The sequence below is a fragment of the Paraburkholderia sprentiae WSM5005 genome (assembly GCF_001865575.2).
GTDB classification, from domain to species: Bacteria; Pseudomonadota; Gammaproteobacteria; order Burkholderiales; family Burkholderiaceae; genus Paraburkholderia; species Paraburkholderia sprentiae.
Genome location: NZ_CP017563.2, coordinates 202,702 through 229,694, shown reverse-complemented (window position 1 = coordinate 229,694; position 26,993 = coordinate 202,702). Strand labels below are relative to the sequence as shown.

The following is a 26,993-nucleotide window of genomic DNA, read 5'->3' as shown; positions in this document are numbered from 1 at the left end:
CCTCGCGAATCACAGATGCATGCGCGGCGCAAGATACAGCACCGCGTAGATAGGGAGCCAGCTCAGCACGACGAAGTACCAGTAGATCGCGTTTTCGCTGGTGTCGAGCAACCGTTTGCTCTCGAAAGGACCGGTCTTGAGCAACAGCGCGAGCACGGCGGTGTCGACGGCGTCGGTCACCAGATGCGTGGTGTGCAGCCCGAGCAGCAGCCAGACGATCGAGCCGTAGGCATTGGCGTACCACATCACGTTGAGCGCCGCGAATTCGAAGCCGCGCAACACGAGGAAAACCAGCGCGAACGCGAGACACACGCTGAGCCACACGCACGCGCGAGCGCGCTCGCCGCGCTCCGCCGCCCGTTTCGCAAGCTGGTTCGGCGCGAGGCTCAGAAGCATAACGACCGTGTTGAGCGTGCCCCACAGCGGAGCGGGCGGCGGCGCGTGCATCGGCCAGGCCGCGTTCACGCCGCGCAGATAGAAATACATCGCGACCGCGATCGCGAACACGGTGGCTTCGATCGCCATCAATCCGGCGGTCGCCCACCACATCAGGCTGCGATGGCTGAAGTCGAAGCTCGGCAGCGCGCGCACGTCGAGTGTCGAGACGGTGCGATCGGGCGCGTCATCGGGCGCGGCGACGGTGCGGATTCGCGCCGTTTCGCGCGCCGTTTCGCGCGCCGTTTCGTGCGGCGTTGCTCCGGCGCGCGACGACGGCCAGCGTTCGAGCGCGCGCGCCAGCCCGTTGCTCGCGCGCGTCGGCCAGAACCACGCGATCATCGCCGCCGCGACCGGTACGGTGCCCCACCACACGGCCGTCGGCGTGAAGATCGAGCCGATGAAGAAGATCGTCGTCGCGACCGCGCTCAGAAACGGCCAGATCGACGGCGCCGGAAACAGCGGGCGGGTTTCGGCGATCGCATCGAGCGCGCTCGTCGTCAGCACCTCGCGCGCGCCGGCCGTGAGACCCGACACCGACGCCGGTTGCTGCGACGGCTCCCACAACGGATGGCGGCCATGCACGATCGGCAGCGCGTCGAAGTTGTGCGGCGGCGGCGGGCTCGGCGTGCTCCATTCCAGTGTGCCGCCGCCCCAGGGATCGGCCGGCGCAACCGCGCCGCGCCGGCGGCTGCGCACCACGTTGACGAGGAACAGCACGACGCCGACGCCCATCAGGTACGCGCCGAGCGTCGCGCCGAAGTTCATCGGCCCCCAGCCGAGCCCATCGGGATAGGTCCAGATGCGCCGCGTCATGCCATGCAAACCGAGCCAGTGCATCGGCAAGAACGTGAGGTTGAAGCCGATGAACCACAGCCAGAAATGCCAGCGCCCGAGACGCTCGCCGAGCATGCGTCCGGTGATCTTCGGAAACCAGTAGTAGAACGCGCCGAACAGCGGAAACACCGCGCCGCCGATCAGCACGTAATGCAGATGCGCGACCACGAAGTAGGTGTCGTGAACCTGTAGATCCAGCGCGACCGAGCCGAGCATGATGCCGGTCATGCCGCCCAGCACGAGGATGAAGAAGAACGCGAGCACGAACAGCAGCGGTGCTCTGAGTCTGAGCTTGCCGGTCAGCAGCGTCGCGAGCCAGCAATAGATCTGGATGCCCGACGGTACCGCGATCAGCACGCTCGCGGCCGTAAAGAAGCTCTTGCCCAGTTCGGGCACCGTGGTCGCGAACATGTGATGCACCCACAGCCCGAACGCAAGGAACGCGGTCGCGATCAGCGCGAGCACCATCGCTGGATAGCCAACCACCGGCCGGCGCGCGAAGGTCTCGATGATCGACGACATGAAGCCGAGCGCCGGGATGAAGATCAGGTACACCTCCGGGTGTCCGAAGAACCAGAACAGGTGCTGCCACAGCAGCACGTCGCCGCCGAGTGACGGGTTGTAAAACTGCGTGCCGACCAGCCGGTCCAGAATCAGCGCGGTACTCGCGAGCATGATCGCGGGCATCGCGAACAGCACCATGAACTGCGTGACGAGCGTCGCCCACGCGAACAGCGGTAGCCGGTTTAGCGACATGCCGGGCGCGCGCATCTTCAGGATGGTCGTGATCAGCACGATCGCTTCCAGCAGCGCCGACAGTTCGGTAAACGTAATCATCTGCGCCCAGATGTCGGAGCCTTTACCGGTCGCGTAGTCGGGGCCGGCAAGCGGCACGTAGCTGAACCAGCCCGAGCGCGGCCCCGCGCCCATCGCGAACGCGACGTAGAGCGTCAGTCCGCCGAACAGGAACACCCAGTACGCGTACGCGTTCATGCGCGGAAAAGCGACGCTGCGCGCGCCGATCATCAACGGAATCAGGTAGCCGGCGACCGCCTGCATCACCGGCACGGCGAACAGGAACATCATCGTCGTGCCGTGCATCGTGAACAGCTGGTCGTAGAAGTCGGGACCGACCAGGTGATTGTTCGGCCGCGCGAGCTGCGTGCGCATCGTGAGCGCAAGTAGCCCCGCGAGCAGGAAGAACGCGAACGTGGTGACGATGAAGCGTCGCGCGATCGTCTTGTGATTGATCGCCGACAGCCAGCCGATCACCCCAGGCGGATCGCGCCACGTATCGGCCAGCAGCGCGGCCGTCTCGGCGGGCGCGTCGGGCCCGTCCTTGATCGCAAGGTCGGCATGCAAGGCCGGCGGGCGTTCGAGCGTGCTCATCTTAGCGTTCCGAGCCAGGCGACCAGCGCTTGCCGGTCGGATGCGGAGAGCGGCACCGTCGGCATGGTCGTGCCCGGCTTGACCGCGTTCGGGTCGCGGATCCATGCCGCGAGGTTCTGCTGCGTGTTTGACAGCACGCCCGCGGCGATCGTCTGCCGGCTCATCAGGTGCGTGAGGTCCGGGCCGAGCGTGCCCTGCGCCGACGTGCCGCGCACGGTGTGGCAGTTCGCGCAGCTCGACTGCTCGAAGATCTGGAGGCCGCGTTGCGCAAGCCCATCGGACGGACTGAGTGCCGCCGCCACGGCAGGTGTGGCCTGCTGCGCGCGCCACTGCGCATAGCGCTCTGGCGTGTCGGCGGTCACGAACATCGCCATCCATGCGTGCTCGGCGCCGCAATATTCGGCACATTGGCCGCGATAGATGCCGGTTTTGTCGACGCGAAATTCGATCGTCGAATCGATGCCCGGCAGCATGTCCTTCTTGCCATGCAGATTGGGCATCCAGAAGCTGTGGATCACGTCGGTCGTCTTGAGCGCGATGATGACCGGACGCCCCGCCGGCACGTGAAATTCGTTGGCGGTGGAGAACCCCGGCTGTTGCGCGTCGCTGGGATAGTCGATCTTCCACCACCACTGCTGGCCGGTGACTTCGAGATGCAGCGCGTTGTCGACCGGCAAGCGCGACAGCGCGCGATCGGTCAACACGTCGGCGACGATCAGCCCCAGCAACACCACCACCGACGCGATGCTGACGATGGCGACCGCGCGCTGTGGTCCGCGCTCCTGCGGCTGCGCGAGCGGCGCATGCTCGTCGCCCCCCCTATCGCCACCTCTATCGCTGCCGGTATCGCCGCTCCTATCGGCGCGGCGAACCAGCGCAACCAGCGTCGCCAACAGCACCGCGGCGAACACCGCCCCACACACGATCAGCGACAGGTGCCAGAGCCGCACGATGTGCGCGGCCTGCACGCCGGCCGGATGCAACGCATCCTGCGGCGCTTGCTGTGCGCACGCGCTGCGTGCCACGCAGGCGAGCAGAACGCGCACGCCGCGCCGCGCAACGAACGCGATGCGGTCAGAAGCCATAGGTCCGATAGGTCCAGCGATGTCGACCATCACAGGTGTAGAAGGCAGTGAGCTGTCCGATTCGCGTGCAGCCCAGCAAGCGCTGTTCCAATGGCGACTCATTCGAATCAACCGCCGATGGCGGCGCGTTGCCGGCGATCGGCCCGACCGGATCGGTGAGCGCGATGAAAGCCGCGCGCTCAGGCCTCGGGACAGGCAAGGTCGCCCGCGACGATCCGCGCGCCGTATTCCTCGGCGGCGAGCCGCGCTTCTTCGATGCTGTCGAACGGGCCGACTTCGGGCGCGCCATCGAAGGGGAACAGACGGCGGCCGTCCACCTTACGGCTCACCAGCAGGTCGGCATAGAATCGCCCGTCGGCGCTGCGTCGCGCGGTGACGAAGATCGAAAAGTCGTCGCGCGAGAGGGCGGCCGCAGGCGAGTATTGGAGCAGTTTCAGCTTTCTCCTGGACATGGCTTTCCCTTCGTGAATCACGCCGTCCCCGCAATTCAAGGCTCCAGCTTCACTTTGATCCAGCCCGGTTCGCGCCGGTCGAACTCACGGTAGGCCGCGATTGCATCGACCAGCGGCTCGCGCTGCGTTAGCACCGCGAGCGGATCGAACGTGCCGTTGCGCATCAGCTCGATCAGACGGGGCGTCACCGCGCGATGGTTGCAGTTGCCCATGCGCAGGATCAGATTGCGGTTCATCGCCTCGCCGATCGGGAAATCTCGATCGCTCGGCGGATACACGCCGATGATCGCCACCGTGCCCGCCTTCGCGACGGCGCGCACCGCCCACTGCAGCACCTGCGACGGCCCGCTGCCGGGCTGCCAGTTGCCGCCCTCGGGCTTGCTCTGCGGCGCGATCTTTTTGACTTCCTGATCGAACAGCTGCTGCTGGTCCTTCTCTTTTTGCGCGGCCGGGCCGTGCTCCGCGCGCTCTGCATCGACGCCGACCGCATCGATCACGCGATCCACGCCGATACCCCCGGTCAGTTGCAGGATCATGTCGACCGGGTCTTCGTCGTCGAAGTCGATCACTTCCGCGCCTTGCGCGCGCGCCATATCGAGCCGCGAAGCAACGCGATCCACCACCAGCACGCGCCCCGCGCCCATCAGCTTCGCACTCGCGACGGCAAACTGCCCGACCGGTCCCGCGCCGAACACCGCGACCGTATCGCCGGTACGAATGCCCGCCAGTTGCGCGCCGAAATAGCCGGTCGGAAAAATGTCCGACAGCATGATCGCGCGGTCGTCGTCGATCTCGTCGGGCAAGCGCATCAGACTCGCGTGCGCGAGCGGCGCGCGCGCGTATTGCGCCTGCAAACCCTGAAACGGTCCGGTCGATTTGGGGCCGCCGAAAAACGCCGTGCCGGCTGCGGGCCCGTGCGGATTCGCGGTATCGCATTGCGCGGTGTAGCCCGCGCGGCAATACGAGCAGAAGCCGCACGAGATCGTCGACGGGATCAGCACGCGGTCGCCCTGGCACAGATTGCGCACCGAGCGCCCCACTTCCTCGACGATGCCGAGGCCCTCGTGCCCGAGGATCGTGCCGGGCTCCATCTCGCCGAGGGTGCCGCGCACCATGTGCAGGTCGGTGCCGCAGATCGCGCTCGACGTGAGCCGCACGAGCGCGTCGGTCGGCTGCTGCAATTGCGGGTCCGGCACGTTGTCGAGGCGAATATCGCCGATGCCGTGAAATACCACTGCCTTCATCATCCACCTCCATTGCTCGACGGCGCCTGGCGCCGGTCAGGTCTTGTCGCCGACCGCGCGAGCGCCCGCCTCATCCAGCCTGGCTTGCAGCGTTTGCTTGCGCGCCGCGATCTTGTTACCGAGCGCGGCGAGATCGCAGCCGGTGCGCCGCAAGGCCGGAAAGAGTTGGCCTTCCTCTTCCTCGATGTGATGCCGCACGAGCTCGGACATGACCTTGAACGTCGCGTCGAAGCCCTGATCGCCCGGCTTCAGCGTCTCGAACTTCGCGATCAGCGTCTTCACCAGAAAATGCTCGACGAAGGCTTCGTCGACATCGAGCTCGTCGTCCTCGGGCAGCGCCTGTTGCGCGGCCGGGTACAGCAACTCTTCCTCGATGATCGTGTGCATCGTCAGCTCTTCGCACGCGCGCTGCGCCAGCGCGGCTTTCGCGTCGAGCGTGTCGCGCTGGTCGCCGCGGGATTGAGCGAAGGCGTCGAAGAGTTTCTCCACGGCGCGGTGATCGGCTTCGAGCAGCGCCAGCGCGTCGGCTGCGCGCGCGGTTTCGCGCGGAGCCGACGGCGTGGTGTCGTCGGAAGCGGACTTCGCGGATTTCGTTACGCGGTCGTTCATGGCGGCTCCGTTTATCGTTGACGTGCCCCGGTCGAGCAAACGCCATACCGCGTCATCGGTCGTGCCTCGGTACGTCGCTTGCTAGTGGTCCGGCGCGGCGGGTTGCGCGCAAACCTCTTTTTTCCCGTTTTAACGATCAATGAGAATCGCCCAGATCGCTCCGCTTTACGAAAGCGTGCCGCCGTTCGCGTACGGCGCGACCGAACGCGTCGTGTCGTATCTGACCGAAGGACTGGTCGCGCACGGCCACGACGTGACGCTCTATGCGAGCGCCGATTCGACCACCGCCGCGCGGCTCGTGCCGATCTGCCCGCGCGGTCTGTGGCGCGACGCGAACGTGTGGGACACGCAAACGCATCACCTCAGGCAGCTCGCGCGCGTGATTCGCGATGCGCACCATTTCGACATCGTCCATTTTCACGGCGAGCCGCTGCATTTCCCGTGCGCCGAGCGCCTGCCGTGCCGCAGCCTGACGACGCTGCACGGGCGTCTGCTGCCGCACGATCATGGCCCGCTGTTTCGCGAATTTGCGCGCGTGCCGGTCGTGTCGATTTCCGCGAGTCAGCGCCGGCCGGTGCCGTGGGCGAACTGGCAGGGCACGGTCCATCACGGACTGCCGCTAGGCGAGTTCGAGTTTCAACCGATGGCCGGTTCCTACCTGCTTTTTCTCGGCCGCATGATGCCGGAGAAAGGTCCCGATCTCGCGATCGACATCGCCCGGCGCAGCGGCTTGCCGTTGAAGATCGCCGCGAAGATCCATGCCGGCGAGCGCGACTATTTCCGCGAGCACATCGATCCGCTATTGCGCCGCTCGAGCGGGTTCACCGAATATCTTGGCGAAGTCGGCGGCCTCGCGCGCCGGCAATTGATCGCGAACGCACGCGCGTTGCTGCTGCCGATCCAATGGGACGAGCCGTTCGGTATGGTGATCATCGAGGCACTGGCCTGCGGTACACCGGTGATCGCGTTTCGCCGCGGCGCGGTGCCCGAATTGCTCGAAGACGGCGTGAGCGGCCTGATCGTCGATAACGTGGATGAGGCGGTACGGGCCGTTGGGCGCGTCGGGGGCATCGAGCGCGGCGCATGCCGCCGCGCGTTCGAGCGCCGCTTCACGGCCGCCCGCATGACCGACGACTATCTGACGATTTACGACACGCTGCTCGCACGCGAGGCGAACGGCGATCCGGGAGCGAGCGGCAGCCAGCCCGCAACTGTCAGCGGGTAGCCAGCGGGCGCTTTTCAGCGGCGACGCGGAAAAGCGCCTGGGCGGCATATCGCTTGCTCGATTTCCTGATCGATACCAAAGTTTTGCCCACGTCCCGGAGCCCACTTGGCCCAGCGCGACTTCATCGTAATCGGCACGTCCTCGGGAGGGGTCGATGCATTGCGTTTGCTTGCCTCGCAGCTTCCCGTCGATATTCCCGCCAGCATCGCCGTCGTGCTCCACATCGGCGCGCACGGCAGCATGTTGCCCGCACTCCTGAGCTATGCCGGCCCGCTACCCGCGAAGCACGCCGAGGACGGCGAACGTTACGCGCCCGGCACAATTTACGTGGCGCCGCCTGATCGGCACCTCGTGGTCGAGGATGGCCAGTTGCGGCTTCTGCATAGCGCGAAAGAAAATTTCGCACGGCCGGCGATCGACCCGCTCTTTCGCAGCGCGGCGGCCCAGATTGGGCCGCGCGCGATCGGCGTGATTCTGACCGGCCTGCTCGACGACGGCGCCGCCGGCCTCGAAGCGATCCAGGCGTGCGGCGGCGCGACGCTCGTGCAGGACCCGGCCGATGCGTTCGCGAGCGACATGCCGCGACACGCGTCGCCGTTTGCCGACTACGTGCTGCCCCTCGATAAAATGGGGCAGTGTTTGGTAAGCCTGACCCGCGCCAACGCCAGCGGGCCGGAGACAAACGACCCTGCCCGGCGCGAGGCGACCGATCGCATCGTCCTCGAACAGAGCGCATGGCTGGCCGGTGCCCCGCCGTTCGATGCGATCAGGGGACTCGCGACGCCGTCGACTTTCACCTGCCCCGAGTGCAACGGCACGCTGTGGCGCATCGCTGCATCGCGCGTGATGCGTTATCGCTGCCATACCGGTCACGCGTATTCGGCCGCGTCGCTCCACGACGGCCTCATGGTCGATGCCGAGGATTCGCTGCGCAACGCGCTGCGTGCGCTGCGCGAGCGCGAAATGTTCAGCAGCGAACTCCGTGACCATTTCGAAAAGACAGGCGACACCACCGCGCAACAGCGCGAGGAGGACAACGCACGGCGGGCGAGACGCGCGGCCGAGCTGCTGCAGTCCTTGCTGATGGAAAAATAGGTGCAGTGCGGGATAATGGCGATCCGAGCCAGCAAGAAATGGGCTCGTTGCCCTATAAAAATCCACCGCTGGACACTATTCTTTTCCAAGAAGGGGACCCGCTGCCATGTCAAAAAAGCGAGGGCAGACTCTGCCTAGCCAGGCACTCTATCCGATCGTCGGTATCGGCGCATCGGCGGGAGGGCTTAGCGCGCTGACGGAATTCTTCGAGGCGCTGCCCGCGCATACCTCGATGGCCTTCGTGGTGGTCGTTCACCTGTCTCCGGATCACGAAAGCAATCTGGCCTCGCTGCTGCAGAAAGTCACCAGCATGCCCGTGCTGCAGGTCACGAGCCCCACGCCGATCGAATCGGACCACGTCTATCTGGTCGCGCCCTCGTTCGAGATGATCATGGTCGACGGCTACCTGCGCGTCACGCAGAAGCAGCCCGAGCAAGGACGCCGCGCGGGCATCGATCTGTTCTTCCGCACGCTCGCGGAGGCGCACCGCCAACGCGCGATCGGCATCGTAATGTCGGGCGCGGGCTCCGACGGCTCGGTGGGGCTGTCGCGGATCAAGGAAATGGGTGGCATCACGCTCGTGCAGGACCCGAACGAGGCGGAATACGACAGCATGCCGCGCAGCGCGATGGCGACCGGCATGGCCGACTTCGTGATGCCCGCGGCCGAGATGCCGCAACGGCTGCTCGATTTGTGGTCCACCGCGCGGGAAATCCGTTTGCCGCCCGCGCAGCCGGACGAGCCGGAGGAAGTCACGGTCAACGAGTCGGCCGAGCGCGCGTTGCGCGAAATCATGGTGATTTTGCGCACGCGCACCGCGCACGACTTCCGGCACTACAAACGGGCCACGGTTCTGCGCCGCATCGAACGGCGGCTGCAGGTCAACGGCATTACCGACCTGCAGGTGTATCGCGACTATTTGCATCTGCACCCCGACGAAACCCAGGCGCTGCTGCAGGACATGCTGATCAGCGTCACGAATTTCTTCCGTGATAAGGAAGCGTTCGACGTGCTCGAGCGCGAGGTGTTGCCGCCCCTGTTCGAAACCTGCGGCGAACAGGACCGTATCCGTGCCTGGTCGGTGGGCTGCGCGACCGGCGAGGAAGCGTATTCGCTGGCGATGCTGCTGCAGGAACGCTCGCTGAAGTCGTCCGAGGGCGTGTCGTTCCAGGTATTCGCGACCGACATCGACGAACGCGCCATTTCATTCGCGCGTGCCGGTCTGTACCCGGACTCGATCTCCGCCGACCTGACGCCGGCGCGCATCCGCCAGTTCTTCAACAAAGACGCCACGCATTTCCGGATCAAGAAGGAACTGCGCGAACACATGCTGTTCGCGCACCATAACGTGCTGAGCGACCCGCCGTTCTCGCGGCTCGACATGATCTGCTGCCGCAACCTGCTGATCTACCTCGACCGCGAAGCGCAGATCGAAATCCTGAAGATGTTCCACTTCGCGCTGCGGCCTGGCGGCGTGCTGTTCCTCGGCAGCTCCGAGTCGGCCGATGGCGTGAGCTCGATGTTCACCGTTATCGATAAGCGCAACCGCATCTATCGCGCCAACGCGGTGGTGCGCGGCGACACGCCGGTGCCGATCGCCATTTCGGGCACGATGAGCTCGCGCCCCGTCGTGACCACGGTGCAGCCGCCGGGGCGCCGGCGCTTTTCGTTCGGCGACTTGCATCAGCGGCTCGTCGAGCAGTACGCGCCGCCCAGTGTGCTGGTGAGCCGCGAATCCGAAATCGTTCATCTATCGGATCGCGCCGGGCGTTTCCTGCAGTATTCGGGCGGCGAACCGTCGCATAACATCGTGGCGGCCGTGCGTCCCGAACTGCGGCTCGAACTGCGTACCGCGATTTATCAGGCCTTGCACACGAACCGCAGCGTCGAAGCGCGCCGCGTGCGCATCGAGCGCGACGACCGTTCGTACTTCGTCAACGTGACCGCCCGGCCGGTGCACGACCCGGAAGCGAACGCGGACTTCGTGCTGGTGCTGTTCGACGAGGTCGAGGACAGCATGGGCAACGGCGAAACGGCGCCGGTCGACGGGCAGAGAGACCCGATCATCAGCCAGCTCGAACGCGAGCTGCAACGCACCAAGGAGCAGTTGCAGTCGACCATCGAGCAGTCGGAAACGTCGACCGAGGAGTTGAAGGCATCGAACGAGGAATTGCAGGCGATCAACGAGGAACTGCGCTCGGCGACCGAAGAACTCGAGACCAGCAAGGAAGAACTGCAATCGATCAACGAGGAGCTGACCACCGTCAACGCGGAGCTGAAGTCGAAAGTCGAGGAAACCGGCAAGATCAACGACGACCTGCACAACCTGATCGCCGCGAACGACATCGGCACGATCTTCGTCGACCGCAATATCTGCATCAAGCGCTATACGCCGCGCGCGACCGACGTCTTCAGCATCATCCCGTCGGACATCGGGCGCTCGTTGCTCGACATCACGCACCGGCTCGAATACGACAAGCTCGCCGACGACGCAGCCGAAGCGTTCGACTCGCTGCGCCTGATCGAGCGCGAGCTGAAGAGTAGCGACGGGCGCTGGTATCTCGCCCGCTTCGTGCCCTACCGCACGACGGAAGACCGCATCGACGGCGCGGTGCTGTCGTTCATCGACATCACCGGGCGCCGTCAGGCGGAAGACCGGCTGCGCGAAGGCGAGCGGCGCATGCGCATCGTCGCCGAGGGCACCAAGGACTACGCGATCATCACGTTCGACGAGAACGGCGTGGTCACTAGCTGGAACGCAGGCGCGGAACGGATTTTCGGCTATTCGGAAGCCGAAATGATCGGCCAGACTACTGACTCCCTGTACACCGAGGAGGATCGCGCCGCCAACGTCGCGCAACGTGAGTTCGCGGAAGCGCGTCTGAACGGCCGCGCCGAAGAGGAGCGCTGGCATCTGCGCAAGGACGGCACGCGCTTTTTCGCGAGCGGCGTGCTGTCCCGTCTCGACGAACCGGGCATCAGCGGCTTTGCGAAGATCACGCGCGATCTCGGCGAGTTCGCCAACGACCCTAGCTCGGGACGCGGCACCCACATCGAAACGCTGCGTGCGGCAAGCGAGCGCGACGCGCAGCGGCGCCGCGACGAGTTTCTCGCGGTCGTGTCGCACGAGCTCAAGCATCCGCTGAACCTGATCTCGGCGAGCGCCGAGCTGATCGCGCGCGCGCCGGAAACACGGCGCAACCTGAACCTGTCGCGCGCGACGGATACGATCCGCCGCACCGTGATCGGCCAGGCGCAAATCATCGACGATCTGCTCGACATTTCGCGGGTGCGGACCGGCAAACTGTCGGTCGTGCGCACCGTGGTCGACATGCGCGAGATCGTCCAGCGCGTATGCAGCGCGGTGCAGGACGATGCCGCGCAGCGCGGCATCGCGCTCAGTGTCGAGATGAGCGATGCACCCGTGATCGTTCACGCGGACCTCACGCGTATCGAGCAGATCGTGTGGAATCTGATCAGCAATGCGCTGAAGTTCACACAGCGCGGTTCGATCCGGGTGTCGTTGCAGGTCAACGATCAGGCCGAAGCCGTGCTGCGCGTCACTGATACCGGCATCGGCATCGAGCCGTCGCTGCTGCCGCATATCTTCGAAATGTTTCAGCAGAGCCGCGATCCCCGCACGCGCCGCGGGGGCCTCGGCATCGGCCTCGCGCTGGTGCGTGAACTGGTCAACCTGCACGGCGGCGCCGTGCGCGCGGAGTCGGACGGCGTGGGCCGCGGCGCGACGTTCACCGTGACGCTGCCCGTCCACCGGCTCGCCATGGGCAGGAGCCCGGGGACCGAAGTCGCCGCCGACTCGCTCAAAGGCATGCGCATCCTGATGGTCGACGACGATGCCGCGACTGTCGAAACTCTCAAACTGCTGCTGGAAAGCGAGGGCGTCGAAGTGCGGACCGCGACGAGCGGCGAGGAAGCGCTGACGATCATCGACGGCAACCCGCCGGATGTGATCCTGTCCGACATCGGCATGCCGGGCATGGACGGCATGGAGTTCATCGGCAAACTGCGCGGCATGCCGGCGATGAAGTCCGTTATCTGCGTCGCGGTCAGCGGCTTTGGCCAGCAATCGGACATCAGCGCGGCCGAAGACGCGGGCTTCGACGCGTACCTAAAAAAGCCGGTGATTCTCGAAGAACTGCTGAGTACTTTCGCGCGGCTGCGCGGTTGAGTCGCCGACCTGGCGGCGCGCAACGTGTCTATCCGTGGCCTCGCGACGGTGGTGCGTTGCGTGAGGCGACCCGCGCAACGGCCGCATTCACATTGACGCGCGTGCGCGGCGCCGTGCGCGGGCTCGCCACTTCGTCGTTCTTCATGCTTCGCCGTTCTTATGTGAGTTGCGGGTTATTTGGCGCGGGGGGTGCCGAGGCCGTCATCCGGTTCCTTGTGCCCGGCACGGATCTGCTCGATGCAGGTCGCGACGGCTTCGGCCACGTTGGCCACTTCCTGCTGCATGTCCTCGTCGCGATCGAGCGCTTCATGGCTGGTCGCGTAAGGCTCGTAATAGCCGATAAAACGATCGAGCCGCGACTTCGCGCCCGATTCGACGAAGCCCATCCAGTCGAGCCAGTCGGCGAGGGCCCGGCGCGAGTCCTCGATACCGGCAACGTCGCCATGCACGACCACGCCGTAGGCTCTACCCGCCAGATGTTTCGGATAGTCCCAGCCGGCGAGTTCGAGACGCTTCGCTTCGTCCGGTTTCTTGCCGTGCGTCGAGGTCGGATCGGGATTGCCGCCGTCTGCGCACACGAGGCGATCCATCAACAGCTTGAGCGGGGCGGACACCTGATACCAGTAGACCGGCGTCACGATCAGCACGCCGTGACAGGCGGCGAAGCGTTCATAGATGTCGTTCATCCAGTCGTTGACGAGCCCGAGCGAGTGGTTCGGATAGCAACTGCACGGCCAGTGGCACAGCGGCATCGCGGTCGACACACAGCCTTTGCACGGGTGAATATGCAGATCGCGATCGGAGTTCAGGCGCGAAAGGTCGAGGAAATCGACGTCGCAGGACCGACTTTCGAGCGCTTGCTGCGCGATCTTCGCCAGCCGGAAGCTCTTCGACATTTCGCCGGGGCACGTGTAGTCGTTGCGCGACGACGCGTTGACCACGAGCACGCGCGAGCGCGCCGCTGGATCGCGCTGCCGCGCTTGTGCCGCCTTGACCCGCTCGCTCGCCGCACGCCATTCGACCGACAGATCGTAGTCCGGGTCCGCGAATCCCGGCCCGGCCTTTTCAGTGACTGGAGCCTTGCGGCCCTGGCGATAGGCATCCCATGCGATCGCTTCGAGCCGCGCGAGCGATGCGTCTTCCGCGCGAAACGCCGGGTCGTAGAAGCGGGCCATGAAGCGTTCGCGAAACGCCTCCCGGGACATTGACTCGGTGACCTGACCTTTGCGGACTTCGACGGTGCGGACGTGGTCGGGCGGCTTTCCAGTGGGGCTCATGGCTAGCGTGGTAGGCGATAGTGGAACCGCAGACTGAGCAAGTCCCATACCAGCGCGGCCCGCCGCGCGCCCCCCGGCGGCGGAATGCAGCTTGCTAGTCGCCGGTATGGAATCGAACCCGCGCCTGCTCGTTATTTCACCGCATCTCGACGATGCGGTCCTCAGCTGTGGACTGCTGATCGCCGCGCATCCCGGCACGGTCGTTTGCACCGTCTTCACCGCGCCGCCTGCCGAGAACATGGCGACCGACTGGGACCGCGCGTCCGGTTTCACCGACGCGCTCGAAGCGATGCGCACGCGGCAGGCGGAGGACCGGGAGGCGCTTGGTCTGCTGTCGGCGACGCCCGTGCATTTGCTGTTCCGCGACGCCCAGTACCAGGCCTCGCCCGATGTGGACGCGCTGGTCGCCGCGCTGAGCCGGACGGTTTCCAACGCCAAACCCACGCGCGTGCTGATGCCGTTGGGGCTGTTCCATTCGGATCACGTTCTTGTGGCCAGTGCCTGCCTCGCACTGATGCAGCGTGATCCAGCCACGCCGTTCATCGCCTATGAAGACGTGCCCTACCGGCACATGCCCGGCGTCGTGCAAGCGCGCCTGTGCGAGCTGGCGAAACGCGGGTATGCCGCCGACACGCCGCATGCGTTCGATGTGCCAGGCACACCGCAGCACGAGCGCATGAAGCGCGCGGCGCTCGACGCCTATCGCAGCCAACTGCGCGCGTTCGGTCCCGAAGGACGGGCGAGCCTCTTTTCGGCCGAACGCTATTGGCAGCTTTGTCGTGTCGAGTCGAGCCGATCTGCGCAAGCCGCGTGACGCAGGGCACAGCGCTTGCTTCGCCGTCGCAGTCCAACCGTCGAAGCGATCGCACAACATGCAAAGAGAAGCCACCCACCCGCGCATTTCGATCGTCGTTCTCACGTACAACCGCGCGGGAGAATTGCTCACCACCTTGGAACGTCTGCTCGCGTTGCCCGAAAAGCCGCCGATCATCGTCGCCGACAACGGCTCCACCGACAACACCGTCGCACTCGTTCAAGCGCGCTGTCCGACCGTTCGCGTGGTCGAATGCAACGGCAATCTCGGCGCGGCGGGCCGCAACCGCGCGCTCGCGTGCGTCGAGACCGACTATGTCGCGTTCTGCGATGACGACACCTGGTGGGAGCCCGGTTCGCTCGAACGCGCGGTCCAATTACTCGATGCATGGCCGCGCATCGGCGTGCTGAACGCGCGCGTCGCCGTCGGCGCGGACAACGCGACGGATCCGACCTGTGCATTGATGCGCGCGAGTCCGCTCGGCCGCGTCGGCCTGCCCGGGCCGTCTTTGATCGGCTATATGGCGGGCGCGTGTGTGTTTCGCACCGCGCTGTTTCGTGAGGTCGGCGGCTATGAGCCGCGTCTTTTCATCGGCGGTGAGGAAGCACTCGTGTCGCTCGACGTGCTCGCGTCGGGATATGCGATCGTCTACTGCGAGCAGTTGACGCTGCATCATCATCCGTCGCCGGTGCGCGACAGCGCGTTGCGGCGTCGCACCCTCGCGCGTAACGCCGCGTGGGTGGCATGGCTGCGCCTGCCGTGGAGCGAAGCGTTGAGCGCGACGCTGCGCGCACTCGACGTGTTCGCCCGCGAACGCACGCTGAGGCACGACGGCATCGAATTGCTGGCCGGGCTGGCGTGGGCCGCGCGAGCACGCCGGCTGGTCCCACAGTCGATCCTCGCGATGCGCGAGCGCGTACGCGCGGCTGAGCGCAATCTCGACGCGGCCGCAACGACGACGGTGGGCAACTTCGACGCGCCGACCTAGCCAGCAATCGCGCGCTTGCTCGTCACGGCAACGCCGTGTCCGCGCGCGACGGCGCATGCGCGAGCCGCCGGATCGCGGCGATCAGTTCCGCGGGCGGCACGGGTTTGTGCAAATGCGCGTTGTAGCCCGCGGCGCGCGCGCGCTGTTCGTCGAGTGCGTCCGCGTAGCCGGTCAACGCGATCGCCGGCAGCGGCCTGCCCGCCAGCGACGAGCGTTGGCCTTCCAGTTCGCGCAACCGGCGCAGCACGTCGTAGCCGTCTTCGCCGCCCAGCATCAGATCGCAGAGCAGCACCTGCGGCCATCGCGCCGGGTCCGTCGCGCGCAGCCAGTCCAGCGCTTCGGTGCCCGCCGCGAATAGCCGCGCGCGCGCACCGCTCGTGCTCAGCACCGCTTCGAGCGCGTCGCGCGCTTCTTCCTGATCGTCGATCGCGATGACGAAAAGGCCGTCGAGAGGAGCCGCCTCGCCGGCACCCGGCGCCGAGGGCAACGACGCGAGCGGCGACTGCGCATCCGCGATCGGCCGCAGCGGCAGCATCGCCACATAGGCGAGCCGCCCATGCAGAGGCGTCAGCGTAAAGCTGCCGCCGGCGGCCGCCAGCGCGCTTTCCATATGCCGCGCCGTCGCCTGCGACAACTCGGCAGGCTTGTCGCCCGTGCCGAGCACGCTGACCCACACGTGATTGCCGTGACGCTGCGCGCGCAACGCGATGCGCTGCCCCGGGCTCGCCTGCGCGATCTCGTTGCGGCACAGCTCGGCAATCAGAGGTTGCAGCACGCTCGGATCGCCGGTCACGCGCAGTTCGTTGTCGGACGGCTCCGCGTAGACGAGCACGCGGTGTTCGGCGATCTCGTCGTGCAGCGCATCGATCACACCCGCCGTCAATGCGCTGATGCTGACCGATCGCGCGGTCAGCCGGCGTTGTGCGTGTTCGAGTTCGCCCTGCTGCCATTGCAGCGACCACATCTTCGCGTACACGCCCTCGCGCGCAAGCAACTCGCGATGCGTGCCCTGCTCGACCACCTGGCCGTGCTCCATCACCAGAATCCAGTCCGCGTCGACGACGGTCGAAAGCCGGTGCGCGATCACGATCGACGTGCGGCCGTGCGCGAGGCGCGTCAGCTCGGTCTGGATAGCGCGCTCGGAGCGTGTGTCGAGCGCCGAGGTCGCCTCGTCGAACACGATGATGCGCGGGTCCTTCAGGATCGCGCGCGCAATCGCGATGCGCTGCCGCTCGCCGCCCGACAGACGCACGCCGCGCTCGCCGACGCGCGTGTCGTAATGGTCGGGCAAGCGCTCGATGAACTCGTCGAGCTGCGCGGCACGCGCCGCGCGCACGACGTCGGCGCGCGTCGCCGACGGACGTCCATACGCGATGTTGTAGGCGATCGTTTCATTGAACAGCACGGTGTCCTGCGGCACGATGCCGATCGCCTCGCGCAGACTGCGCTGGGTGACCATGCTGATGTCTTGTCCGTCGATGCGGATCATGCCGCGCTCGGGCCGGTACAGCCGGAACAGCAGCTTCACGAGCGTCGACTTGCCCGAGCCGCTGCCGCCGACCACCGCGAGCGTCTTGCCCGGGTACGCGTGAAAGTCGACGTCGCGCAGCACCTGACGCGCCGAGTCGTAGCCGAAATCGACGTGTTCGAATTCGATCAGGCCCGCGCCGATCTTCAGCGGCTGCGCGTCGCGCGCGTCGATATCCTCGCCGACGCGGCCGCGCGCCGCCAGGATCACGAACATCCGCTCGACGTTGACGAGCGCGTCGTTGGTCTCGCGAAACACGAAGCCGAGCGTGTTCAACGGCATGCAGATCTGGATCAGGTAGGCGTTCACCAGAATCAGATCGCCCACGCTCATGCTGCCGGCCACCACGTGCTGGGTGGCGAGCAGCATGACCGCCGCCACCCCGAGCGCGATCACCGCGCTCTGTCCCACGTGCAATGCGGTCAGCGCGTTCTGGTTCGCGACCCGCGCGTGCACCCACTGCTCCAGCACGTCGCCGAGCCGTTGCGTTTCGCTGTCTTCGGTCGCGAAGTACTTGACCGTGTCGTAGTTCAGCAGACTATCGACGAGCCGCCCGTCCGATCGCGCTTCGAGCTGATTGACCGCGCGCTGGAATGCCACGCGCCGCCGCGTGAACACGAACGTATAGCCCGCGTACAGCACGAAGGTCACGGCGACCGCGAGCATGAATTCGCGCGCGTAGTTGTGCACCATGATCGCGACGATCACCGCGATCTCGAACAGGGTGGGCACGATCGTGAACAGCGCGGTGCCCAGCAGAAAACCGATGCCGTCGGCGCCTTTCTGCACGTCGCGCACGATCGCGCCGGTCTCGCGCCGCGCATGAAAGCGCGCGCTGAGCCGATGCAGATGCGCGAAGGTCCGCTCGGTCAGCGCCGCGACGGTGCGCTGCACGACGATGCTGAACACGACGTCGCGCGCCTCGTTCAGCGCGTCGCCGAAAAAGCGCAACAGCGCATAGGCGAGCACGAGGAACACCGGAAACACCGCTTGAGCCAGCGGATGGCCGAGCTCGTCGACGATGTGCTTGAGCGTGAGCGGCACCAGCACGGTCGCTAGCCGCGCAGCGATCATCAGCGCAAGCGCCGCGACGGTCTGTCCGCGATAACGCCATACCGCCTGCGCGAGATCGCCGACGATTCGGCGAGTCAGGGCGGAGCGAGGCATCTGGGCAGAATTCGGCATGAGATCCTGGGTCGCGACGCGGCCGGAAAAATGTCACACGAATGCGGCAGCGAGCAAGCAGCGCGCCCAAGCGCGAGCAAAAAAGCCCCTCGATACAGCCCTTTTGCGCGAATCCCTTACTCATTAACCGCGCGCCGTCATCCGCCCATCCTAGTCCCGATGCGTCGCGAGTGGTTCGAAGTTACATGACCGCGTGTAGAAACAGGGAACGCCACAGCGCCTCCCGCTCGGCAAGAAAAAGGGCACGCCACAGCGCTTCGTCCGTCTCGCCCAACGTTTGCGTCGTTTATTCACACCGCGGGATGCGAATGGCACACCGCATGCTGTGCGCCCGATACGAACCTCAATATCAATAACCGCGCATCTCAGGAAGGAGTGCCAATGAAGATCGCTCTTATCAGTGAACACGCGTCGCCACTTGCTGTCGCCGGTGGCGTCGACAGCGGCGGGCAGAACATCTACGTCGCGAACGTCGCGCGCCAGCTGGTGGAAATGGGCCACCAGGTCGACGTGTTCACACGCCGCGATCGCGCACTGCTGCCTGAGCGCGTCGAGATGGACGGCGCGCGCGTGATTCATGTGCCCGCGGGACCGCCGCGGCAATTGCCGAAGGAGCAGCTGCTGCCCTTCATGGACGAGTTCGCCGCGTTTCTGATCGCGTTCTTTCGCCGCGAACCGCAGCCCTATGACGTGATGCACGCGAATTTCTTCATGTCGGGCCGCGCCGCGCTGCAAGTGAAGGCGGCGCTCGGCATCCCGCTCGTCACGACGTTCCACGCTCTCGGCCGCGTGCGGCGTATCCATCAGGGAGCGAACGATGGTTTTCCCGACGAGCGCTTCGCGATCGAAGACGAACTGGTCGCATGCTCGGACGTGGTCGTCGCCGAATGTCCGCAGGACGAAGCCGATCTGCTCGAACACTATCGCGCGGATCGGGCGCGCATCGAGATCGTGCCGTGCGGTTTCGATGCCGAGGAGTTCAGGCCCATCGAGCGTGCGGTCGCGCGCGACGCGCTCGGCTGGCGTCAGGACGACTTCATCGTGCTCCAGCTAGGCCGGCTCGTACAGCGCAAAGGCATCGACAACGTAGTGCGCGGCGTCGGCGTGCTGAAGCACACCTTCGATGCGGCGGCGCGGCTGTACGTGGTCGGCGGCAATTCCGACGCGCCCAACGAAATCGCCACGCCGGAGATCGCGCGCTTGCGCGAGATCGCACGCGAATGCGGCGTCGCGGAGCAGACAAGCTTCGTCGGCCGGCGCGGCCGCGCGCGACTGCGCTACTTCTACAGCGGCGCCGACGTGTTCGTGACGACGCCGTGGTACGAGCCGTTCGGCATCACGCCGATCGAGGCAATGGCCTGCGCGACGCCGGTGATCGGCGCCGACGTGGGCGGCATCCGCTATTCGGTCGTCGACGGCGTGACCGGCTTTCTCGTGCCGCCGCGCGATCCGCACGCGCTCGCCGCGCGTCTCGACCGCTTGCGGCGCGACCCCGCGCTCGCGCGCCGGATGGGCGAAGCGGGCCTCGATCGCGCGCGGACCGGCTTTACCTGGCGCGGCGTCAGTGAAGCGCTCGCGCAAATCTACGCGCGGGCGGCAAGGCTCGCACCGGCCAAAACCTCGCTCGATGCCACCTCCGAACCGGCGCAGGCACCGCTGCGAGCAGCAGCCGGAGCATCGTTCCGTTGACGACTGCGCGCGGCGCGCGCCTCTGGAACGCGTCGCGGCCGGTCCAGCGGCTGCGGCGCGCCTTTTCCGACTCTTGACCGAAGCTCGCGCATACCACGAACCATCATGACGCTACCCGCTGTGTTCATCGACAAGGACGGCACGCTGCTCGAAGACGTGCCGTACAACGCCGATCCCGCGTTCATGCGTTTCGCGCCGGGCGCGCGCGAGGCGCTCGCGCTGCTCGCCGCCTATCCGTACCCGCTGTTCGTCATCAGCAATCAATCCGGCGTCGCGCTCGGCAAGTTCGAACACAGCGCGCTGTTCGACGTCGAACGCCGGCTGCGGCAGATGTTCGCCGAGTGCGGCGCCACGCTCGCCGGCGCGTACTGGTGCCCGCATCATCCCGAGGGCAGCGTCGCGCGTTACGCGATCGTCTGTGACTGCCGCAAGCCCGCGCCTGGCATGCTGTTGCGCGCGGCCGAGGAGCACCGACTCGAGCTCGGCAACAGCTGGTTCATCGGCGACATTCTCGACGACGTCGAAGCGGGCAATCGCGCCGGCTGTCGCACGATCCTGCTGGACAACGGCCACGAAACCGAATGGCGCATGAGCCCGCAGCGCACACCCGGCCTGCGCGCCGCCGGTCTGCACGAGGCCGCGCAGCTCGTCGTGCTGCACGGCCTGTCACGGGGCGCCGCGGTGCGCCGCAAGGAGGCGCTGCGGTGAACGCGCCACTGCCACTTGCCCCGCCCAGGCTGGCTCATGCGGGCGTGCCCGAGACGTCGCCGTCAGTGTGCTGGGGCGACGACGTCAAAAGGATTTTGTGCGTGCGCCTCGACAATCTCGGCGACGTGCTGATGACGACGCCCGCGCTGCACGCGCTGCGCGAATCCGCCGAGGATCGCCACCTGACGCTGCTCGCGTCGGGCAGCGGCGTCGCGCTCGCACCGTTTCTCGACGACGTCGACGCCGTGATCGAATACGACGCGCCGTGGGTCGCACAAGCGTCGAACGCGACGCGTGATCTGCTCGACGATCACCGCATGCAGGCGCGGCTGCGGCGCGGCGGCTTCGACGCTGCAGTGATTTTCACCGTCTACAGCCAGAGCCCGTTGCCGGCCGCGATGCTGTGCTACCTCGCGGGGATTCCCCGCCGCCTCGCCCATTGCCGCGAAAATCCGTACGCGCTGTTGACCGACTGGCTGCGCGAACCGGAGCCGCAGCAGCGCACCCGGCACGAGGTGCAACGCCAGCTCGATCTGGTGCGTCACGTCGGCGCGCAGACGAGCGACACCGGCATGCGCTTTCGCGTGCCGCCCGCCGCTCGCCAGTCGCTCGACGCGAAACTCAGGGCGCTCGGCATCTCCCGCCACGCCGAGTGCATCGTGCTGCATCCTGGCGCGACCGCCGCGTCGCGCCGCTATCCGCCCGAGCGCTTCGGCGAGATCGCGGCACGGCTCGCGCGCGAAACCGGCGCCCCGGTGCTCGTGACCGGCAGCGCCAGCGAGCGGGCGCTAGTCGACACCGTGATGCGCGCGGCCGCGCCCGACAGGCGCGCGCAGCTCTACGACCTGAGCGGTGCGCTGACGCTCGCCGAGCTTGCCGCGCTGCTCGAACGCGCGAGCGTGCTCGTCTCCAACAACAGCGGCCCGGTGCATGTCGCATCCGCGCTCGGCACGCCGGTGGTCGATCTTTACGCGCTGACCAATCCGCAGCACACGCCGTGGCAAACACCGCAACGCGTGCTGTTTCGCGACGTCGAATGTCGCTGGTGCTATCGCAGCGTGTGTCCGCACGGGCATCACGCCTGTTTGCTCGGCGTTCCGACCGACGAGGTCGTGCAGGCGGCACTCGAATTGCGGAGCGCGCATGCGCACACGCCGCGTCGTGGCGGGTCCGAACGCGCCGGCTCGCGACCGGTGTGCGCCGGTCGCGCCGATAGCACCAGCACGCCGTCGCTGGCGGATCAGCCAACGGTCCCCTGAACCCACACTCATTGCGAACGCTATGTACACACTCGGAATCAATGCGGTCTATCACGACAGCGCGGCCGCGCTGCTGCGCGATGGCGTAGTGCTCGCCGCCGCCGAAGACGAACGCTTCACGCACGTCAAGCACGCGAAACGCCCGGTGCCGTTCTCGACCTGGCAACTCCCGTTCGATGCGATCGACTACTGCCTGAGCGCCGCCGGCATCACGCTCGCGGAGATCGATCACGTCGCTTACTCTTACGACCCCACGCTGTTCGGCGGCATGCCGAAGAAGCCCGGCGCGACGATCGAGCTGCCGTTCGATCCGGCCGCCACGCGCCCGGACAATCCGTCCGCGTCGCCGTGGGACCCGCTCTTTTTGAGCTATATCGCCAACGCAAAGGGCCAACTGCTCGACGGTGCGCCGCATCATCTGCGCAAGCGCTTCCAGCGCGTGGACCGCGAACATGGCTTCGCATGGCACTTCGTCGAGCACCATCTCGCGCACGAGGCGAGCGCGTTTCTCGCCGCGCCGTTCGACGACACCGCCGTGCTGACGATGGACGGCCGCGGCGAGGGCGTAACGACCAGCATGGGGCAGTTCGTCGGGGGCGAGTACAAGCGTCTGAAGCAGGTCGAGCTGCCGCACTCGCTCGGGCTGCTTTATGAAGCGGTGACCGACTGGCTCGGCTTCCTGCACTCATCGGACGAGTACAAGGTGATGGCGCTCGCGTCGTTCGGCAAGCCGGCCTACGTCGACGTATTCCGCGAGATCGTCCGCTACCGGCAGGACGGCAGCTATACCGTCGAGGCGCCGCGTCTGACCGAGCGCTTCGGTCACGCGCGCGAACGCGGCGGCCCGCTCGAACAGCGCCACTTCGACATCGCTCATTCGTTGCAGCGCGTGCTCGAGGAAACCGTTCTGGAACTCGCGCACTGGCTGCATCGGCAGACCGGCTTGAGCCGGCTGTGCATGGCCGGCGGCGTCGCGCTGAACTGCGTGATGAACTCGAAGGTGCGCGACGTGGGGCCGTTCAGCGAAGTGTGGGTGCAACCGGCGGCCGGCGACGCCGGCACCGCGCTTGGCGCGGCACTGTGGACCGACTATCGCGAGCGTGCCGCGCGCGGCGAGCGCGAGCGTCACTGGAAGATGGATCACGCGTATCTCGGGCCCGAATACAGCGAAGCGGAAATCGAGCAGTTTCTGCGCTGGTCGAAAGTGCCGTACCGGCGCCTCGACGACATCGCCGGCGAGAGCGCCGATCTGCTCGCGCAAGGCAAGGTGATCGGCTGGTTTCAGGGCCGCACCGAATTCGGGCCGCGCGCGCTCGGTGCGCGCTCGATTCTCGCGTCGCCGGTCGATCCGCGGATGCAGGCGAAGCTCAACGAGATCAAGGATCGCGAGGACTTCCGCCCGGTCGCGCCGGTCGTGATGGAAGAGGAAGCGGACGAATGGTTCGTGAACGGCCAAACCGCGCCGTTCATGCTGTTCGTGTTCGACGTGCGCGCCGACAAGGCCGCGCGTATTCCGGCCGTGCGCCACGTCGATGGCACGGCGCGCGTGCAGACCATCAACCGCGCGCAGCATGCGCTGTACTACGACCTGCTGGCCGCGTTCAAGCAGCGCACGGGCGTGCCGATCCTCGTCAATACGTCGTTCAACACGCGCGGCGAGCCGATGGTGAATTCGCCTCGCGACGCGGTCGAGTCGTTCTGGACTTCGCCGCTCGATGCGCTCGTGATCGGCCCGTTCCTCGTCGACAAGGCGGGGGGCGGCGCATGAACGCGTCGGTCATGTGTCCGGCGCCATTGCATGGCGGCGTGGCCGCGCGCCGCAGCAGCGAGGATGCCGAAGAAACCGGCCGCACGCTGCGCACGCCGTCGCGGCCGGACGTGTCGGTGGTGGTGCCCACCTACCGCCGTCCCGCGATGCTCGCGAACTGCCTCGCCGCGCTGTGCGCGCAGCAGTTCGCGCCGCACCGTTACGAGATCGTGGTCTGCGACGACGGTCCCGACGACGCCACGCGCGCCTGCGTCGAACGATTCGCGCGCGAGCAGGCGCCACGCGGACTGGAGGTGCACTACCTGCCGGTCACGCGCACCCAAGGTCCGGCCGGCGCGCGCAACGCGGGCTGGCAGTTTGCGCGCGCGCCGCTGATCGCCTTCACCGACGACGACACGCTGCCCGACCGGCATTGGCTCACGGCAGGCGTCGCGGCAGTTGCGAACGGCGCCTGCGCTGCCGCCGGCAGGATCGTCGTGCCGCTGCCTGAGCTGCCCGATCTGCCGACCGACTACGAAGCGGACACGAGCGGCCTCGCGCGCGCCGAATTCGCGACCGCGAACGTATTCGTCACGCGCACGGCGCTCGTCGCGACCGGCGGCTTCGACGAACGTTTCACGTCGGCATGGCGCGAGGATTCGGACCTGCAGTTCACGCTGCTGACCGCGGGCGGCCAGATCGTGCGCGCGCGCGACGCGGTGGTCGTGCATCCGGTGCGGCCCGCGCGCTGGGGCGTCAGCATCGCGCAGCAGAAAAAAAGCCAGTTCGATGCGCTGCTCTATCGCAAGCATCCCGAGCTGTTTCGAACCCGGATTCGCTCGCGGCCGCCGCTGCTGTACTACGCGATTCTCGCCGCCGCATTGCTCGCGTTGGGCGGTGCGCTCGCGGGTCAGGCCACGCTCGCGGGCGCGGGTCTGATCGCATGGTGCGGCTTGACCGGCTATTTCTGCGCGCAGCGCCTGCGGGGGCGCAACCACGGCTGGCGCCACGTCGCGGAAATGATGTGGACATCGATCCCGATTCCGTTCCTGTCGATCTACTGGCGGCTCTATGGCGCCATCCGTTTCAAGGTGTTCTTTCCATGACCGTACCCTCGCTGCTGGCGGCGCTCGCGCCGCGCCGTATCGTCGTGTTTCGCGCGCTGCAGCTCGGCGACATGTTGTGCGCGGTGCCCGCGCTGCGCGCGCTGCGCGCGGCCGCGCCGCAGGCGCATATCGCGCTGATCGGACTGCCGTGGGCACGCACGTTCGTCGCCCGCTATGCGACGCTCGTCGACGAGCTGATCGTGTTTCCTGGCGCCGTGGGTTTTCCCGAGCAGCCCGAATCGAACGACGGCTTGCCCGCGTTTTTTGCGCAGATGCGCAAGCGGCGTTTCGATCTGGCGATCCAGCTGCATGGCAGCGGTGGCATCGCCAACGATCTGTTGCACGACCTCGGCGCGCGGGCCGATGCCGGCTTCGTGCAGCCGCACGAGGCGCCGCGCGAAGGCTGCTTCATCGATTGGCCCGACGCGCTGCCCGAACCCGAGCGCTATCTGGCACTGATGAGCGCGCTCGGCGCAGCGGCGCATGACCGGCGTCTGAGCTTCCCGCTCACCGCGCCGGACCTCGACGAGTACAGCGCGCTGCGCGCATCTCACGGCATCGAAGAGGCGCGGCTCGTGCTGCTTCACCCCGGCTCGCAATTGCCGTCGCGCCGCTGGCCCGCCGAACGCTTCGCGGCCGTCGCTGACCGCCTTGCCGCCGACGGCTGGCAGATCGCGATCACCGGCACGGCCGCCGAAGCGCCGCTGACCTGCGCGGTGCTCGGCGCGATGAGCGCACCCGCGTTGCATCTGGCGGGCGCGACCTCGCTCGGCGGGCTCGCGGCGCTGGTAGCGCACGCGCGACTCGTAGTTTGCAACGACACCGGCATCTCGCACATCGCCGCCGCGGTGGCGACCGCGTCGGTCGTGGTCGCATGCGGCAGCGACACCCGCCGCTGGGCGCCGCTCGATCATGCGCGGCATCGCGTGCTGGCGGACTATCCGGCGTGCCGGCCGTGCATGTTCCGCGACTGCCCATACGGCCATCCGTGCGCGCTGAACGTCGGCGTCGACGAGGTCGTCGAGACCGCCCGCGGGCAGCTGGCGCGCACCCCCGGCGCACAGCCGGGCGCGCCCGGCAGCCTGCATGAGGGAACCGTATCGCTGTCTTTCGAGGGTCTGCACCATGTTGCGTAATTGCCGCCGGCTGCGCGTGCTGACCTGGCACGTGCACGGCAACTACATGTACTACCTGAGCCAGACGCCGCACGATTTCTATCTGGTGACGAAGCCCGGTCATCCGCCCGGTTATGCCGGCAAGGTCGGCGTATTGCCGTGGGGCGACAACGTGCACGAGATCGCGCTCGAAGACGTCGCCAATCATGAATTCGACGTGGTGCTGTACCAGCATCGCACGCACTGGGAATACGACCGCGAGCACGTGCTGAGCGCCGCGCAGCAGCGTCTGCCGCGCGTCTACGTCGAGCACGATCCGCCGCAGGAGAACCCGTTCGAGCAATGGCATTGGGTTGATGATCCCGGCACGCTGCTGGTTCACGTCACGCACTTCAACCGCCTGATGTGGGACAGCGGCGTCACGCCGACGCGCGTGATCGAACACGGCGTCGTGGTGCCGGACGGCGTGCGCTATACCGGCGAGCTGGAGCGCGGCATCGTGGTCGTCAATCATCTCGCGCAACGCGGCCGGCGGCTCGGCGCGGACGTCTTCAGCGAAACCCGCACGCGTGTGCCGCTCGATCTCGTCGGCATGGACGCGCAGCGGCTGGACGGGATCGGCGAAATCGGCAATCTCGATCTTGCCGCGTTCAGCGCGCGCTATCGCTTCTTTTTCAATCCGATCCGCTGGACCAGCCTCGGCCTCGCGATCGTCGAGGCGATGACGATCGGCATGCCGATCGTCGGTCTTGCGACCACCGAGCTCGCCACCGTGATCCGCAACGGCGAAAACGGCTTCGTGCATACCGACGTGGACGCGCTCGTCGACGCAATGCTCGGGCTGCTGCGCGACCCCGGCGAAGCGCTGCGGCTCGGCGCAGGCGCACGGCGCACCGCGTTGGAACGTTTTCATATCGAACGCTTCGCGCAGGACTGGCACGACGCGCTGCTGCACGTCACGGCGTAATGCCGCGCTGCGTTTTCAATGTTCATCCGGTCCACCAGAGGGTCACGCAC

Annotated in this window: 19 protein-coding genes; 12 read left to right on the top strand and 7 right to left on the bottom strand. The window is 66.8% G+C overall.

Features of this window, described 5'->3' with window-relative positions:
• Positions 1–9: 9 nt before the first annotated feature.
• The 5 genes from ctaD to BJG93_RS29670 form a co-directional block, all read right to left on the bottom strand.
• Positions 10–2,661 carry a cytochrome c oxidase subunit I gene (gene ctaD / locus BJG93_RS29690; RefSeq protein WP_027194816.1) on the bottom strand — a complete coding sequence of 884 codons (2,652 nt, stop codon included), beginning with the start codon at positions 2,659–2,661 and terminating at the stop codon, positions 10–12.
• Positions 2,658–3,746 carry a cytochrome c oxidase subunit II gene (locus tag BJG93_RS29685; RefSeq protein ID WP_027194815.1) on the bottom strand — a complete coding sequence of 363 codons (1,089 nt, stop codon included), beginning with the start codon at positions 3,744–3,746 and terminating at the stop codon, positions 2,658–2,660. The genes ctaD and BJG93_RS29685 overlap by 4 nt, the downstream gene beginning before the upstream one ends.
• 179 nt (positions 3,747–3,925) lie before the next feature.
• A complete protein-coding gene (locus tag BJG93_RS29680; RefSeq protein ID WP_027194814.1) occupies positions 3,926–4,198 on the bottom strand; it encodes a DUF6723 family protein in 273 nt (90 codons plus the stop codon).
• Between the two features lie 35 nt (positions 4,199–4,233).
• Positions 4,234–5,442, bottom strand: coding sequence for a zinc-dependent alcohol dehydrogenase (locus BJG93_RS29675; protein WP_027194813.1), 1,209 nt, complete (start codon positions 5,440–5,442; stop codon positions 4,234–4,236).
• Positions 5,443–5,478: 36 nt separating this feature from the next.
• Positions 5,479–6,051 carry a hemerythrin domain-containing protein gene (locus BJG93_RS29670; protein WP_027194812.1) on the bottom strand — a complete coding sequence of 191 codons (573 nt, stop codon included), beginning with the start codon at positions 6,049–6,051 and terminating at the stop codon, positions 5,479–5,481.
• A 139-nt stretch (positions 6,052–6,190) separates the two neighbouring features.
• Here BJG93_RS29670 and BJG93_RS29665 point away from each other — a divergent pair, with 139 nt between their 5' ends.
• The 3 genes from BJG93_RS29665 (at position 6,191) to BJG93_RS29655 (ending at position 12,560) form a co-directional block, all read left to right on the top strand.
• Positions 6,191–7,276, top strand: a complete 1,086-nt coding sequence (locus BJG93_RS29665) for a glycosyltransferase family 4 protein (protein ID WP_027194811.1) — start codon at positions 6,191–6,193, stop codon at positions 7,274–7,276.
• Positions 7,277–7,381: 105 nt separating this feature from the next.
• Entirely contained in the window at positions 7,382–8,371 is a 990-nt protein-coding gene (locus tag BJG93_RS29660) for a chemotaxis protein CheB (RefSeq protein WP_027194810.1), read from the top strand.
• Positions 8,372–8,477: 106 nt separating this feature from the next.
• The gene (locus BJG93_RS29655; protein WP_027194809.1) at positions 8,478–12,560 is read left to right on the top strand and encodes a CheR family methyltransferase; all 4,083 of its coding nucleotides are present in this window, start codon (positions 8,478–8,480) and stop codon (positions 12,558–12,560) included.
• 173 nt (positions 12,561–12,733) lie between these two features.
• Here the strand turns inward: BJG93_RS29655 and BJG93_RS29650 are convergent, their stop codons facing one another.
• Positions 12,734–13,765 (bottom strand): flavodoxin family protein, encoded by a 1,032-nt coding sequence (locus BJG93_RS29650; protein ID WP_027194808.1) that lies wholly within the window; start codon positions 13,763–13,765, stop codon positions 12,734–12,736.
• A 163-nt stretch (positions 13,766–13,928) separates the two neighbouring features.
• Here BJG93_RS29650 and BJG93_RS29645 point away from each other — a divergent pair, with 163 nt between their 5' ends.
• Entirely contained in the window at positions 13,929–14,651 is a 723-nt protein-coding gene (locus BJG93_RS29645; RefSeq protein WP_407675349.1) for a PIG-L deacetylase family protein, read from the top strand.
• 58 nt (positions 14,652–14,709) lie between these two features.
• Positions 14,710–15,639 (top strand): glycosyltransferase family 2 protein, encoded by a 930-nt coding sequence (locus tag BJG93_RS29640; protein ID WP_027194806.1) that lies wholly within the window; start codon positions 14,710–14,712, stop codon positions 15,637–15,639.
• A gap of 22 nt (positions 15,640–15,661) precedes the next feature.
• Here the strand turns inward: BJG93_RS29640 and BJG93_RS29635 are convergent, their stop codons facing one another.
• A complete protein-coding gene (locus BJG93_RS29635; RefSeq protein ID WP_027194805.1) occupies positions 15,662–18,352 on the bottom strand; it encodes an ATP-binding cassette domain-containing protein in 2,691 nt (896 codons plus the stop codon).
• A 381-nt stretch (positions 18,353–18,733) separates the two neighbouring features.
• Here BJG93_RS29635 and BJG93_RS29630 point away from each other — a divergent pair, with 381 nt between their 5' ends.
• From BJG93_RS29630 to BJG93_RS29600, 7 genes are all read left to right on the top strand, one after another.
• A complete protein-coding gene (locus BJG93_RS29630) occupies positions 18,734–20,041 on the top strand; it encodes a glycosyltransferase family 4 protein (protein ID WP_027194804.1) in 1,308 nt (435 codons plus the stop codon).
• Positions 20,042–20,146: 105 nt separating this feature from the next.
• Positions 20,147–20,749 carry a D-glycero-alpha-D-manno-heptose-1,7-bisphosphate 7-phosphatase gene (locus BJG93_RS29625; protein WP_027194803.1) on the top strand — a complete coding sequence of 201 codons (603 nt, stop codon included), beginning with the start codon at positions 20,147–20,149 and terminating at the stop codon, positions 20,747–20,749.
• Complete coding sequence (gene waaF, locus BJG93_RS29620) at positions 20,746–22,008, top strand: lipopolysaccharide heptosyltransferase II (RefSeq protein WP_027194802.1); 1,263 nt, start codon at positions 20,746–20,748, stop codon at positions 22,006–22,008. Before BJG93_RS29625 ends, waaF begins: the two co-directional genes overlap by 4 nt.
• A 22-nt stretch (positions 22,009–22,030) precedes the next feature.
• Positions 22,031–23,776, top strand: coding sequence for a carbamoyltransferase family protein (locus BJG93_RS29615; protein ID WP_027194801.1), 1,746 nt, complete (start codon positions 22,031–22,033; stop codon positions 23,774–23,776).
• Positions 23,773–24,861, top strand: coding sequence for a glycosyltransferase family 2 protein (locus BJG93_RS29610; protein ID WP_027194800.1), 1,089 nt, complete (start codon positions 23,773–23,775; stop codon positions 24,859–24,861). The genes BJG93_RS29615 and BJG93_RS29610 overlap by 4 nt, the downstream gene beginning before the upstream one ends.
• Complete coding sequence (locus BJG93_RS29605) at positions 24,858–25,997, top strand: glycosyltransferase family 9 protein (protein WP_027194799.1); 1,140 nt, start codon at positions 24,858–24,860, stop codon at positions 25,995–25,997. The genes BJG93_RS29610 and BJG93_RS29605 overlap by 4 nt, the downstream gene beginning before the upstream one ends.
• Positions 25,987–26,943, top strand: a complete 957-nt coding sequence (locus tag BJG93_RS29600; protein WP_027194798.1) for a glycosyltransferase family 4 protein — start codon at positions 25,987–25,989, stop codon at positions 26,941–26,943. The genes BJG93_RS29605 and BJG93_RS29600 overlap by 11 nt, the downstream gene beginning before the upstream one ends.
• Positions 26,944–26,993 lie beyond the last annotated feature (50 nt).